This window comes from Paenibacillus sp. DS2015, from assembly GCF_050433705.1.
GTDB lineage: Bacteria > Bacillota > Bacilli > Paenibacillales > Paenibacillaceae > Paenibacillus_AQ.
On sequence record NZ_JBNPWS010000018.1, the window covers coordinates 31,662 to 44,979 of the forward strand.

Genomic DNA, 13,318 nt, shown 5'->3' on the forward strand with positions numbered 1-13,318 from the left:
ATACAACTAATGGGTGGCTTAGATCAGACTTCAAATGGCAGTCCCTTAATGTCTATAGTTTACGTCATTATTGTTCTGGTAATCATTGTTGCTCTTATTATTTTTCTGATTCGTTTCTTAGGTAAGAAGAACAGATCTTGGTTTAACAGTGGATCTGTTCGAATTCTTGGTGGAGTAGGTCTCGGAGCAAATAAAACTTTGCAAATTATTGAGATCGGAACAAGTGTATATTTGGTCGGTGTGGGCGAAGATATTCGCCTCGTTGACAAAATATCTGATCCTGAGGAAGTTGCTTACATATTATCAACGTTTGAAGAAGAGTCAAATCGACAGAATATGATGATTCCGAACATTATGAGCATTATTAATAAATTCCGCAAGAAAGATCAGTCAGAAGAAATAGAGCTTGAAGAAGGGTCTTCCTTTCACGAAGTGTTTGACTCCAAGCTACGTCGCATGTCAAGCCGCAAAGATAAAATGGAAGAACTGATGCGGGAGGACAATACTACAGATCGGTCGAGGGATTCATGAAAAAAAAGATCGCGTTATTCTATTTGTTATTTGGACTCATCAGTTTAGTATTAGCTACTTCTGCTTTTGCTGAACCTATACCCAATATTGGTATTACAATTGGGGATTCTAGTGAAGGTCCAGCCACAAGCTCATTATCTGTATTGCTTCTTATCACTATAATTAGTGTTGCACCTGCAATCTTGATGCTAATGACTAGTTTTACTCGAATTGTAATTGTTCTTGGTTTTGTTAGAACCGCACTGGGGACACAACAAATGCCTCCAAACCAAGTATTGGTTGGATTGGCGTTATTTTTAACCCTTTTCGTTATGGCACCTACGTTTTCAACAATGAATGAGGTAGCACTTCAGCCCTATTTAAAAGGAGAAATTACGCAAACGGAAGCTTTAACGGAAGCAACGGATCCTATCAAAAAATTTATGTTTTCTCATACTAGGGAAAAAGATCTATTGTTATTCATGAACTATACCAAAACAGAAAAACCGAATAATTACTCTGACATTCCACTTACGGTTATGGTACCGGCATTTGCAATAAGCGAGCTCAAAACGGCCTTTCAGATGGGATTCATGATATTTATTCCTTTTCTAGTGATTGATATTGTGGTTGCAAGTACATTAATGGCTATGGGGATGATGATGTTACCACCGGTCATGATATCTCTTCCATTCAAAATACTGTTGTTTGTCCTCGTTGATGGTTGGTATTTAGTCGTCAAGTCGTTACTACAAAGCTTTACATAGAAACGTCTAAGTGGGACGGGGGAGGTCGATCATGAGTTCGGATTTCATCATAGGTTTGGCTGGTCAGGCCGTTTATACGGCACTTATGGTAAGTGCGCCGATGTTGTTAATGGGATTAGTGGTCGGTTTAATCATTAGTATTTTTCAGGCCACAACCCAAATACAGGAGCAAACGTTAGCGTTTGTACCCAAAATCGTTGCTGTACTAGTGTCGCTTGTATTATTTGGTCCATGGATATTAACAACAATGGTGGATTTTACTTTTAATATTCTAAATAATTTGTATAAATACATCGGTTAGGCTGAATGACAATGGAAATATTACTGCAAAATTATCCGGCTTTTATGCTTATTTTTTGTCGAATTACATCTTTTTTTGTCGTTGCACCTGTGTATTCAGCAAAAGGTGTCCCAAATATATTTAAAATAGGAGTCTCATTCTTTATCAGTATGTTGGTTTATCTATCCACTGGATTAAATCAAAAAGTACCTGAAGACATGACATATGTCCTACTTATCTTTAGTGAAGTATTAATAGGACTGCTGCTAGGCTTTATCGCTTATCTGATGTTTACCGTAGTACAAACCGCAGGTTCCTTTATTGATATTCAAATAGGATTCGGGATGGCGAATGTAATGGATCCGATGACAGGAGTGTCAGTTCCTTTACTTGGTAACTTGAAATATATGATCGCTATGCTGCTGTTTTTGAGTATGAATGGACATCATTATTTATTAGATGCTATTTTTTATAGTTATGAATGGATTCCTTTATCAAATGAATTTTATTCGAGATTATTTGCTGGAAGTATTTCAGAGCTCTTAATTAGAACTTTTAGTGAAGCTTTTATTTTAGCGTTTCAGATGTCCGCACCCATCATAGTATCAATGTTCTTGGCAGATGTAGGACTTGGATTTCTAGCTAAAACAGCACCACAATTTAATATTTTTGTAATTGGTGTTCCACTAAAGATCCTTTTGGGTTTGGGCATGTTATTGATACTTGTTCCTAGTTTCACTTATATATTCAGTAATTTGTTTGAAATATTGTTTAAATCCATGCAGAATCTGCTAGGGGTTATTGGGAGTCGACCGACATGAGCATGATGGAGGAACGAAGGATATCTTCTAGATATCCGTTGGATTTGCAACTATTCTCTGGAGAAAAAACGGAAAAGGCAACCTCCAAGAAACGTCAGGATACACGTAAAAAGGGGCAAGTTGCAAAGAGCTCAGAACTCTCATCGTCTGTCATTCTTCTTACATGTTTTCTGTGCCTTCTTATCTTTAGTGGCTACATTAAAGAGCGAGTTGTAAACCTGTATAAAGACGTATTCTTGAACAGATTGTTAATGGATGTAACGATTGAGAATGTGATGGATCTATTCACGCAGTATGCTATTCAAGTTCTACTTATATTAGCACCTATTTTTGTGATCGTTATCGTTTTGGCACTTGTTGTTAATCTGGTTCAAGTAGGCTTTATGCTGACAGGTGATCCTCTCAAAATGAAGTTTAGTAAAATCAATCCAATTAAGGGCTTTAAAAATATTTTCTCTATTCGATCTTTAGTAGAATTCGCGAAATCAATTTTCAAAATATCGATTATAGGCTATCTCGTATACAGTACATTGTGGGGTCAGAAATCAAATATTGCCACTCTCGGCGAAATTAATGTCGAGACAATATTGTCTTACACTGCAGGTTTAACACTTACACTAGGACTTAAGATTGCAGCTGCTTTATTCATACTTGCAGTGTTTGATTATATCTATCAACGGTATGAACATGAAAAGGGCATGCGAATGTCTAAACAAGATATTAAGGATGAGTATAAGAAGATGGAAGGAGATCCTCTCATAAAAGGTAAAATACGAGAGCGCCAACGAAGGATGGCTATGCAGCGTATGATGCAGGAAGTCCCTAACGCCGACGTCATTATTACCAATCCGACTCACTTTGCAATCGCCTTGCAATATGATGGGACACAGATGGAGGCTCCAATTATTTTAGCGAAGGGCCAGGACTATATGGCATTACGCATCAGGGAAATCGCCAAGGAGCATGGCGTTATGACTATGGAAAACAAGCCGTTAGCTCGAGCGTTGTTTCAAAGAGCAGAAATCGGGGACTCCATTCCTGCTGATTTGTTTCAAGCAGTGGCTGAAGTACTGGCTTATGTATATAAACTTAAAGGTAAAGCCAAATAATTGTGGGATCGGAGGCGAAGAAAGCCTTGAAAATAAAAGATATTACTGTGCTGGTAGGAGTCATCGGTATCGTATTAATGATGATTCTTCCGATCCCGTCATGGTTGCTCGATGTATTGTTGGTTGTTAATATTTCCATTGCACTTATGATTCTACTAGTATCTATGAATACAACTGAAGCGTTGCAGTTTTCTATTTTTCCATCACTTCTACTCATTACTACTTTATTTCGTTTATCATTGAATATCTCGACAACAAAGCTCATTCTATCAGATGGTGATGCGGGAACGGTAGTTGCAACTTTTGGTAGTTGGATTGCCGGCGGCCAGATTGCCATTGGTTTTGTAGTATTTCTAATTCTGGTAGTAGTGCAATTCATTGTAATAACCAAAGGTTCTGAGCGCGTAGCAGAAGTTGCAGCGCGGTTCACTTTGGACGCAATGCCTGGTAAGCAAATGAGTATTGATGCGGATTTGAATGCTGGATTAATCAATGAGAAGCAAGCAAGAGAGCGTCGAAGTAAAATCGAACGTGAAGCAGATTTCTATGGTTCTATGGATGGTGCGAGTAAGTTCGTTAAAGGGGACGCAATTGCAAGTATCATTATACTGATCATTAACTTAGTAGGTGGTTTTATTATCGGTATGACCATTCATGGCATGCCTTTTTCAGAGGCTCTATCGACCTATTCTATCCTAACTATTGGTGACGGATTAGTCAGTCAAATCCCAGCATTATTAATATCTACAGCTGCAGGGTTAATTGTAACAAGAGCTTCTTCGGATGGAAACTTAGCAGATGATTTAACTGGACAATTATTCGCATATCCTAAGTTGATTTATATTGTTGCTATCACGATCGCATTTCTAGGATTCTTTACCCCTATCCATGTGCTTTCGACATTACCGTTAGCCTTCATCTTGGGTTATGCTGCTTGGAAGATGCAGCAGAATTTGGATAAAAAGCAAATAGCTGAAGTGCAAATGGAGGAGGAACAACAGATCGAAGAGGTCCGAAGTCCCGAAAGTGTTATCAATTTATTACAAGTAGACCCCATTGAATTTGAATTTGGTTATGGTTTAATTCCTCTAGCTGATACGCAACAAGGTGGAGATTTACTCGATAGAATTATTATGATTCGAAGACAATGTGCGCTTGAATTAGGACTTGTAGTCCCTGTTATCCGAATTCGCGACAATATTCAACTAAAACCGAATGAATACGTCATAAAAATTAAAGGGAATACCGTGGGTGGTGGTGAATTATTACTAAATCACTACTTAGCAATGAGTCCTGGGTATGAAGATGAATCGATATCAGGTATTGAAACATTGGAGCCTGCTTTTGGTCTTCCCGCCTTATGGATAGATGAATCCACAAAAGAACGTGCTGAATTATCAGGTTATACGGTTGTGGATCCACCTTCGGTAGTTGCAACACATCTAACAGAGTTAATTAAGAAACATGCACATGAATTATTGGGTCGTCAAGAGACCAAGACACTGATCGACAATTTAAGAGTCAGTTATCCTGTGCTTGTAGATGAACTGATTCCATCCGTTCTGTCCGTGGGTGATGTACAGAAAGTGCTTGCGAAGTTGCTTCGAGAAAAGATATCTGTACGAGATTTAGTAACTATTTTTGAAACTTTAGCTGACTATGGTAATTACTCGAAAGATCCTGATGTTCTGACGGAATATGTACGACAGGCTCTTTCAAGGCAGATTACCCAGCAGTACTCTCAAGAGGGAGAGACTTTGAAGGTCATTACTGTAGGACCTACACTTGAAAAGAAAATTGTTGAAAGTGTACAACAGTCTGAACAAGGTAGCTATCTTGCGATGGATCCTAGTTCAACACAGACGGTGTATCAGAAGCTTAATGAACAGATTAATCGGTTACTTCAGTCAGGACAGCAGCCTATCTTTCTAACCTCGCCAACCATACGAATGTATTTAAGGCAAGTTATTGAGAGAACTATGCAGGACATTCCAGTGTTATCTTATAGCGAACTGGAACCTAATGTTGAAATTCAAAGCGTTGGAGTGGTGAATTTATGAGAGTGAAGCGGTACGTAGTCGATAATATGCCGGAAGCTATGCTAAAGATCCGAAATGATCTGGGTAGTGATGCAGTCATGCTTAGTACGAAGGAGATCAAAGTTGGCGGTTTCTTAGGAATGTTTAGGAAGAAAAGAATTGAAGTGATGGCTGCGGTCGAGAATGACGGAAAGACCAAGCCTAGTAACTCAACCAAACTTCCTAGACCTGTTCAACAGACTGTGTCGAATTATGCTACTCCTGCTAAGGCTGTTTCAACTAGTCCCGTTCCTACTCTAGCTGTTCCTAGGAAATCCGTCCCCGAAGCTTATCGAAGAACCACAGAAACGCTTAGTGCAGGGATGAAAGGGGATCCAGTTTCTGCAGAGAATCTCGATGATTTTACAGTGAATAAGAGTGTTGCAGCAGCTTTGGATATATCTGATATGCGGGTAATTACTCAACCGTCTATCGAGCCAGCGCAGAGACAGCCTGAAACTTCATTTAATAATGTTACTGGGGATGTGCAGCTGCTTGAGGAGATCAGGGAGATGAAGTTGTGGATGGCTAAGATGTCTCGACACTCGACACTGAGTCAGGAACTCCCGGCACCTCTACAAAGCTTACAGGAACTGTTGATTCAACAAGAAGTAGACCAAGAACTTAGAGATGAATGGCTAGAAGAGGCTATGGAAAAATGGGAACAAAGCGGTAACTCAATGGATGAGCAACAAATCAAGCAATTTATCCGTGACAAACTCGGTTCGTTCCTCTCTAAACATTTAGGTGGAGGGATTGAGCAGGATACAAGGATTGTATATATTGCGGGTCCAACAGGGGTAGGCAAAACGACAACTATTGCTAAGTTAGCAGCAGAACAATTGTTTCGCTATCAACGCAAGGTAGGATTTATTACTTCAGATACTTATCGTATATCGGCTGTAGAGCAATTGAGAACATATGCATCTATTCTTAATGTGCCGCTTGAAGTGGTGCAGTCTCCAGGTGATATGCAACGTGCCATGCAACGACTTGATTATTGTGACCTTATATTGATGGATACGGCAGGGCGAAATTATCGCAATGAGATGTTGGTCTCAGAACTTCAGAGTTTGTTATCTCCAGTAGGAAATAGTGAAACCTATCTAGTTCTTAGCTTAACTTCCAAAAGCCAAGATATGATCAAGATAACAGAGCATTTCAGTAAGTATGGATTGAATAAGATTATTTTTACGAAACAGGATGAAACCGCTAGCTATGGTTCGATTCTGAATCTGTTACATCATTATCCACTTCACTTATCATATCTGACCAATGGTCAGAATGTTCCAGATGATCTGATGCTATTAGATGAGAATTTATTATGTGAGCTGTTACTAGGAGTAGATGGGTCATGAGTGATCAAGCTCATTCCTTAAGGAATCTAGTGTCTATTAGAGGGGCTAACAAGTCATCAAGGGAAATGCAGGGACCTAGGCTAGCTAGATTTATTACTGTATCAAGTGGTAAGGGGGGAGTAGGAAAGTCGAACTTCACGTTAAACTTTGCTCTAGCTTTACAATCTCTTGGTAAAAAAGTACTAATCTTTGATGCTGATATTGGTATGGCTAACATTGATGTTCTCATGGGTACATCGTCGAGATATAACCTGCATCATCTTCTAAGTCGTGAAAAAAGTATACATGAGATCATTGGAAAAGGTCCTAATTCGTTGCCCTACATTTCTGGTGGGTCTGGAATGGCTAACCTAGTATCACTTTCAGATCATGATATCCAGTACTTCACTTCACAGATCGAGCTTATGGCAAATGAGATGGATTATATTATTTTTGATACAGGAGCAGGACTCTCAAAAGAGAATATTCAATTTATAACAGCTGCGGATGAGTGTCTTGTTGTCACTACACCGGAACCAACATCGATAACTGACGCTTATGCTCTAATTAAAGTCGTAAATGGGATCGATGATCGAGTACCCTTCCAGTTAGTTATTAATCGTGCCGTCGATGAAACAGAAGCGAAGCATACTAGTAACAAAATTATGTTGGCAGCGAAGAAATTTTTAGATTTAGAAATCTCAATGCTTGGTTACATCAGCGAGGATGCTCGTGTGGTACAGTCTGTTAAGAAACAGATTCCTTTTTCTATTGCCTTTCCAAATTGTGCTGCAACAAGGGATATCCAACGTCTCGCTCGGCGTTATATGGTAGTCCCTAATTCCATACAACCGAATACCTTGAGTGGAATCAAAGGATTTATGCAAAAGTGGCTACATCGACCATAATGATTCTTCTGTAAAAGGACCAGAGGTGAAAATGCGATGGATTCTTATAAAGTTGTAGTAGTGGATGATTCTGCGTTCATGCGCAAAATAATATCTGATTTAATTGAGACAGATTCTATATTTCAAGTCATAGGTACGGCAGTGAATGGCCGGGAAGCCATCCAGAAGATTTCGGAGCTTAAGCCAGATATTGTTACTATGGATGTTGAAATGCCTGAAATGAATGGATTAGAAGCTTTAAAGGCTGTAATGGAAAGCTATCCAATTCCCGTGATCATGTTATCTGGAATTAATGAGTCCGGGTTAGAAGAGACCATATTGGCATTAGAGTCAGGAGCTTTCGATTTCATCCGTAAGCCTTCAGCATCTAATTCACAGGATATTATTCAGGTGAAGGAATTACTGCTTGAGAAGATGCACAGTGCTATGCAAGCTAAACAAAGAAGAGAGGCTAGGAGATTAGAAGAAGTAGGGAAACAGAATGAAGTTATTCAGGAAATAAACCCTATATTGAAATCCAAGCCTATGACACTTGCAACAGCAGGGAGTGTAAAGGCACCTGAAATAAAGGTAGCCCGAGCAGCCCCAACGCGAAATATGCTCCAGAAGGAAATACGTAACCCCAAGATTAATACATTGTATGAACCTGTGAAAAGGAATGTTCAGTCCGTAAAACCTGAACATGTCATTCAAAAAGTTGTATTACCTGGAATTGCAAAAATAGTACCTAAGGTTGTACCTAAGGCTGTACCTAAGATTGTACCAAAGGTAAGACAAGATGAGAGTAAAAATAGTTCCTTTCAACATTTAATAGCGATTGGATGTTCAACTGGAGGGCCTAGGGCGTTAAAGACTCTGTTGGAAAAAATTCCTGAAGATATACCGGCGGCGATTGTCATCGTGCAGCATATGCCTCCTAAGTTTACGAAGTCTTTAGCTCAGCGACTTAACTCCTTTAGTGCAATCGAGGTGGTTGAAGCTGAACATGGAATGATTCTACAACAAGGATATGCTTACATTGCCCCAGGCGGGTTCCATATGACGATTAGAAGCTCATCCATTGGACAATATGCGATCTCGATATCAGCTGAAGTAGCACGTAATGGACATAGACCGTCGGTTGATACGATGTTTGAATCTTTGCTTCAGCTTCATAATATAGAGCGTCATGTTGTTTTGTTGACTGGAATGGGAAGTGATGGAGCAAAATCAATGAAGCAACTCTATGATTCAGGTGTGAATGACACCTATGCAGAAAGTGAAGAAACATGCATTGTATACGGAATGCCACGTTCAGCAGTAGAATTAAAGTGTGTGACTCATATTTTACCTCTTGAAGAAATTCCAAACAAAATTGTCCGAATGCTGAAATAACGTTTCGTGAACTTATGAAGGAGGTGTATCCCTAATGGATATGAACCAATACCTATCCATGTTTATAGATGAATCGAATGATCATCTACAGTCTCTCAACGAAAAAATGCTTGAATTAGAAGCTAACCCAAGTGATCTGAGTATTGTCCAAGTTATTTTTAGATCAGCACATACACTTAAGGGAATGGCAGCAACAATGGGGTATGAGGATCTTGCCTCACTGACCCACCAAATGGAGAACGTTCTGGATTTGGTACGCAACGAAAAGTTGGCGATGCAGGATTTTATATTTGATACGCTTTTTAAAAGTTTGGATGCTCTGGAATCTATGGTTCAGGACATTACAGATGGAGGTACGGGTAAAGCAGATGTATCGACCATAGTAAGTTCACTTCAAGCCATTGTTCGAGGAGAAAACTTATCTACAACTAAGCCTGCTATCAGCGAGCCTGAAGCTAGTGCTGTTACGACTCATCTTGATGTCCAGCTGGATGAATACCAGTATTCTGTTCTTGATCAATCTATTGTAGAAGGCCATCGTGTTCTCTATATTGAAATGTTTATTCGGGAAGATTGTCAGTTAAAAGCTGTACGTGCCTATATGGCTTTTGACCTATTAGAAAGATCGGGTGAGATTATTAAGTCAAATCCTTCTGTTCAAGATATTGAGCAAGGAGAATTTGAAAAAGGAATTTCACTTTATTACATAACACAAGAGGATCCACAAGAATTGGAACAAAAGATTCTGAACTTATCCGAAATGGATAAAGTAAAAGTGATTCAAATGGATCAAGAGTCACTGAAACTTATGACTGAGATGAGTGCTGGTAAAGCAGAGGTGGCAGTTACTTCTGAATTAGTTTCTATTGAATCTAAACCGGTTTCACCTGCTTCGCCAATCGTGAAGGAAGCTACCAAAGCAAGTGTAGGTACACCATCCCGAACCATACGAGTCGATATTGAACGTTTAGATGTTCTCATGAATTTATTTAGTGAGTTATTGATTGATCGTGTGCGCTTGGAACAGTTGGCAAGTGAGGCTCATAATACAGCTTTAACTGAGACAGTAGAGCATATGAGCCGAGTTAGCTCTGATTTACAGAATATAGTCTTGAAGCTTCGAATGGTTCCAGTAGATACCGTATTTAACCGTTTTCCACGTATGGTGCGTGATCTAGCCAAATCATTGGATAAAAAGATCGACTTAATCATCACAGGAGCAGATACGGAGCTTGATCGTACTGTAATTGATGAGATTGGAGATCCACTGGTTCACTTGATTCGTAATGCAGTGGACCATGGAATTGAACCTATTGCAGATCGATTAGCCGCAGGGAAATCAGAAGTGGGTATCGTAAACCTACGGGCTTATCATAGTGGGAATCATGTATTTATTGAAATTGAAGAAGATGGACGTGGAATCTATCGAGAGAACGTACTTAAATCAGCTTTCAAAAAAGGTGTTGTGTCTGAGGCACAAGCTGCGAGTATGTCAGATGAGGAAGTATTCCAACTGCTCTTCGCTCCAGGATTTAGTACGGCAGAGAAAATTTCAGACGTTTCAGGACGTGGAGTAGGTCTAGATGTAGTGAAATCAAAAATTACATCACTTGGTGGACATGTAACCATTATTTCAACTCCAGGTAAAGGGACTAATTTCTCTGTACAGTTACCTTTAACTCTATCGATTATTGCTGCAATGCTTGTCAAAATGGGATCGGAAAAGTATGCAATCCCATTGTCATCTATCGTTGAGACTGCGATTATTCAGAATAATCAGATTCGAACGGTTCATGGTAACAAGATGATAGAATTCCGAGGTTCTCATATTCCACTTATATCTTTAAGTCGTTTGTTCGCAATACCTGATTTTGATGAGTCACAAGAAAAAGAGACTGAAATTATTGTTATTCGTAAAGGAGAACGACTTGCTGCGCTAGCTATTGATGAGTTTATTGGGCAAAGTGAAATTGTCCTAAAGTCATTGGGTGAGTATTTACCACAAATCCAAGGTTTCACGGGTGCTACGATTCTTGGAGATGGACAGGTTGCTCTAATTCTCGATCCAAATGCATTTATTAAGTAATTAAAATGGAATCGACATAGAGTTGCAATCAATTAGGAGGTTGTTGAGATGGAAGAAGATATCAAGGTAATCGTGTTTAAATTGGGAGAAGAAGAATACGGTATTGAGGTAGATAAAGTTCAGACCATTGAACGTATGTTACCTATAACTCGAGTGCCTAAAACATTTTCATTTGTCAAAGGTGTTGTGAATTTACGCGGAATTGTAATTCCTATCATTGACTTACGAGGACGGTTCGGTCTAAAGGAAGCAGAACATACAGAGAATACACGGATCATTATTGTTGTGGTTAACGATATGGAAGTAGGGTTCATTGTTGATTCAGCTAATGACGTCATTGATCTGAATAGTGGGCAAATTGAGTCTCCACCTGAAGTTGTTGGAGGTATTAAGGCCAAATATTTGCAAGGTGTAGCTAAGATCAGTGATGAGCGTCTTTTAATCATGTTAGATCTAGTTGAGGTACTGAATAAGAATGAGATTATTCAACTTGAAAGTATAGAGGAATAAGTTATGGATGCCTTTAGGTATTTTAAAGAATTCAAAATGGACGTGCTGAAGGAAGTGGGTAACATAGGAGCAGGAAACGCTGCTACTGCGCTCTCTCGACTGCTGGATAAGCCAATCGATATGGACGTTCCCAAAGTGGAAATCCTACCTTTTGAACTTGTAGCAGATATCGTAGGCGGAGCAGAGCAGATCGTTGTTGCTATATTCCTTAGAGTTGAAGGAGAAGCTCCTGGAAACTTGTTTTTCATCTTAAATCCGGAAGCAGCTAAAAATCTATTAAGACGTCTCAAGGGCATCGATGTCGGACAAAATGATTCTTTTAATGAAATGGAAATATCAGCTCTGAGTGAAATAGGGAACATTCTTGCAGGGTCGTATTTATCTTCGCTTGCTGATTTTACGAAATTATCTATGTCGCCAACAGTTCCATCCCTAGCCATTGATATGGCAGGGGCTATTTTAAGCTATGGCCTCTTGCAGTACGGCGAGATGGGAGACGACGCATTACTGATTGATACCAAATTTTTAGAAGGAACGCAGGAAATAGAGGGGCAGTTCTTTCTAATTCCAGATCCTGAATCGTTTGCTAAAATATTCGAATCTCTAGGAGTGCCTCTCGAGAATGATTGAGCAAAAAATTGTAAAAGTAGGAATGGCAGATTTAAATGTTATTAGTGAATCTGGCCTTATACGTACTACAGGTCTAGGATCTTGTGTAGGTGTCACTCTCTATGATCCTTCACTTAAAGTCGCAGGAATGGCGCATGTTATGCTTCCTTCATCTGACATTGCTCGTGAGGGTCAACTTAATATTGCTAAATATGCAGATACAGCAATACCTGAATTATTAGCTAGATTGCTGGCAATGGGAGCCTCAAAATCACGTTTAGTAGCTAAAATAGCTGGTGGTTCGCAAATGTTTGCTTTTGCTGGGAAGAGTGACACGATGAGAATTGGGCCCAGAAATACTGAATCATGTAAGGCTAAGTTGTTGGAACTAGGTATTCCACTCTTAGCTGAAGATTCAGGTGGTAATTATGGTCGTACTATTGAACTTGAATGTAGTACGGGAGTACTGTTCATAAGAAGTGTACAAATGGGCGCAAAGGAATTGTAGCGATGAATAGATATATACGATTTAGTTTATTGATAGGTTTTGTTGGTTTTGCTGTGACTTTACTTTCTTCATCTGTAAATAATCTTTGGATGACGAGTTTCACTAGAGGTTTACTTGCATTCCTTATATGGTTTGCGCTTGGATATGTGGGAAGATGGGTATTGGGTGTTATAGGCTCTAGTTCTTCTAAAGATACATGGCATGATGGTGATTCACTAGAACCGCACGAAGAGCGCGGAACACGGTTTGACTTGACACTACCCGCTGACAGTGATGGGGGAATAGATCTTTTGAAATCAACGTCTGAAGAACTGGATCGAGATGATAATGGATTTACACCTCTAACTCCACCTAAGTTGGTTTCTACCCAAGATCCTGAACAATTGGTCAAGGCCGTTCGTCACCTGACAGAAGAATAAGG

Annotated in this window: 14 protein-coding genes; all 14 read left to right on the top strand. The window is 39.5% G+C overall.

Going from position 1 to position 13,318, the window contains the following annotated elements; genetic code table 11:
* Window positions 1–9 precede the first annotated feature (9 nt).
* From J2T13_RS15940 to J2T13_RS16005, 14 genes are read left to right on the top strand one after another with little or no spacing between them, the layout of a single operon-like run.
* Window positions 10–531: a flagellar biosynthetic protein FliO gene (locus J2T13_RS15940; RefSeq protein ID WP_429372971.1), complete on the top strand. Its 522-nt coding sequence runs from the start codon at window positions 10–12 to the stop codon at window positions 529–531.
* The gene (gene fliP / locus J2T13_RS15945; RefSeq protein WP_429372973.1) at window positions 528–1,277 is read left to right on the top strand and encodes a flagellar type III secretion system pore protein FliP; all 750 of its coding nucleotides are present in this window, start codon (window positions 528–530) and stop codon (window positions 1,275–1,277) included. Before J2T13_RS15940 ends, fliP begins: the two co-directional genes overlap by 4 nt.
* Before the next feature lie 31 nt (window positions 1,278–1,308).
* A complete protein-coding gene (fliQ, locus tag J2T13_RS15950) occupies window positions 1,309–1,578 on the top strand; it encodes a flagellar biosynthesis protein FliQ (RefSeq protein WP_429372975.1) in 270 nt (89 codons plus the stop codon).
* Window positions 1,579–1,589: 11 nt separating this feature from the next.
* Window positions 1,590–2,378: a flagellar biosynthetic protein FliR gene (gene fliR / locus J2T13_RS15955; RefSeq protein ID WP_429373099.1), complete on the top strand. Its 789-nt coding sequence runs from the start codon at window positions 1,590–1,592 to the stop codon at window positions 2,376–2,378.
* Entirely contained in the window at window positions 2,375–3,487 is a 1,113-nt protein-coding gene (gene flhB, locus J2T13_RS15960; RefSeq protein WP_429372977.1) for a flagellar biosynthesis protein FlhB, read from the top strand. Before fliR ends, flhB begins: the two co-directional genes overlap by 4 nt.
* A gap of 26 nt (window positions 3,488–3,513) precedes the next feature.
* A complete protein-coding gene (gene flhA, locus J2T13_RS15965; RefSeq protein WP_429372979.1) occupies window positions 3,514–5,547 on the top strand; it encodes a flagellar biosynthesis protein FlhA in 2,034 nt (677 codons plus the stop codon).
* Window positions 5,544–6,923 (top strand): flagellar biosynthesis protein FlhF, encoded by a 1,380-nt coding sequence (gene flhF, locus J2T13_RS15970; protein ID WP_429372981.1) that lies wholly within the window; start codon window positions 5,544–5,546, stop codon window positions 6,921–6,923. Before flhA ends, flhF begins: the two co-directional genes overlap by 4 nt.
* On the top strand, window positions 6,920–7,810 hold the full coding sequence (locus tag J2T13_RS15975; RefSeq protein ID WP_429372983.1) for a MinD/ParA family protein: 891 nt from the start codon (window positions 6,920–6,922) through the stop codon (window positions 7,808–7,810). The genes flhF and J2T13_RS15975 overlap by 4 nt, the downstream gene beginning before the upstream one ends.
* 36 nt (window positions 7,811–7,846) lie before the next feature.
* Complete coding sequence (locus tag J2T13_RS15980) at window positions 7,847–9,184, top strand: protein-glutamate methylesterase/protein-glutamine glutaminase (protein ID WP_429372985.1); 1,338 nt, start codon at window positions 7,847–7,849, stop codon at window positions 9,182–9,184.
* Between the two features lie 34 nt (window positions 9,185–9,218).
* Entirely contained in the window at window positions 9,219–11,270 is a 2,052-nt protein-coding gene (locus J2T13_RS15985) for a chemotaxis protein CheW (protein ID WP_429372987.1), read from the top strand.
* Window positions 11,271–11,318: 48 nt separating this feature from the next.
* Window positions 11,319–11,780: a chemotaxis protein CheW gene (locus J2T13_RS15990; protein WP_429372989.1), complete on the top strand. Its 462-nt coding sequence runs from the start codon at window positions 11,319–11,321 to the stop codon at window positions 11,778–11,780.
* Window positions 11,781–11,783: 3 nt separating this feature from the next.
* Window positions 11,784–12,410 carry a chemotaxis protein CheC gene (locus tag J2T13_RS15995; RefSeq protein WP_429372991.1) on the top strand — a complete coding sequence of 209 codons (627 nt, stop codon included), beginning with the start codon at window positions 11,784–11,786 and terminating at the stop codon, window positions 12,408–12,410.
* Complete coding sequence (locus J2T13_RS16000) at window positions 12,403–12,897, top strand: chemotaxis protein CheD (RefSeq protein WP_429372992.1); 495 nt, start codon at window positions 12,403–12,405, stop codon at window positions 12,895–12,897. Before J2T13_RS15995 ends, J2T13_RS16000 begins: the two co-directional genes overlap by 8 nt.
* Window positions 12,898–12,899: 2 nt before the next feature.
* A complete protein-coding gene (locus J2T13_RS16005; protein WP_429372994.1) occupies window positions 12,900–13,316 on the top strand; it encodes a hypothetical protein in 417 nt (138 codons plus the stop codon).
* The last annotated feature ends 2 nt before the right edge of the window (window positions 13,317–13,318 follow it).

Bases quoted from the DNA above. Each gene is read 5' to 3' on its own strand.
- fliQ (WP_429372975.1), top strand. From the start codon at position 1,309: ATGAGTTCGGATTTCATCATAGGTTTGGCTGGTCAGGCCGTTTATACG.
- J2T13_RS16000 (WP_429372992.1), top strand. From the start codon at position 12,403: ATGATTGAGCAAAAAATTGTAAAAGTAGGAATGGCAGATTTAAATGTT.
- flhF (WP_429372981.1), top strand. From the start codon at position 5,544: ATGAGAGTGAAGCGGTACGTAGTCGATAATATGCCGGAAGCTATGCTA.
- fliP (WP_429372973.1), top strand. From the start codon at position 528: ATGAAAAAAAAGATCGCGTTATTCTATTTGTTATTTGGACTCATCAGT.
- J2T13_RS15985 (WP_429372987.1), top strand. From the start codon at position 9,219: ATGGATATGAACCAATACCTATCCATGTTTATAGATGAATCGAATGAT.
- fliR (WP_429373099.1), top strand. From the start codon at position 1,590: ATGGAAATATTACTGCAAAATTATCCGGCTTTTATGCTTATTTTTTGT.
- J2T13_RS16005 (WP_429372994.1), top strand. From the start codon at position 12,900: ATGAATAGATATATACGATTTAGTTTATTGATAGGTTTTGTTGGTTTT.
- J2T13_RS15995 (WP_429372991.1), top strand. From the start codon at position 11,784: ATGGATGCCTTTAGGTATTTTAAAGAATTCAAAATGGACGTGCTGAAG.
- flhB (WP_429372977.1), top strand. From the start codon at position 2,375: ATGAGCATGATGGAGGAACGAAGGATATCTTCTAGATATCCGTTGGAT.
- J2T13_RS15975 (WP_429372983.1), top strand. From the start codon at position 6,920: ATGAGTGATCAAGCTCATTCCTTAAGGAATCTAGTGTCTATTAGAGGG.
- J2T13_RS15980 (WP_429372985.1), top strand. From the start codon at position 7,847: ATGGATTCTTATAAAGTTGTAGTAGTGGATGATTCTGCGTTCATGCGC.
- J2T13_RS15940 (WP_429372971.1), top strand. From the start codon at position 10: ATGGGTGGCTTAGATCAGACTTCAAATGGCAGTCCCTTAATGTCTATA.
- J2T13_RS15990 (WP_429372989.1), top strand. From the start codon at position 11,319: ATGGAAGAAGATATCAAGGTAATCGTGTTTAAATTGGGAGAAGAAGAA.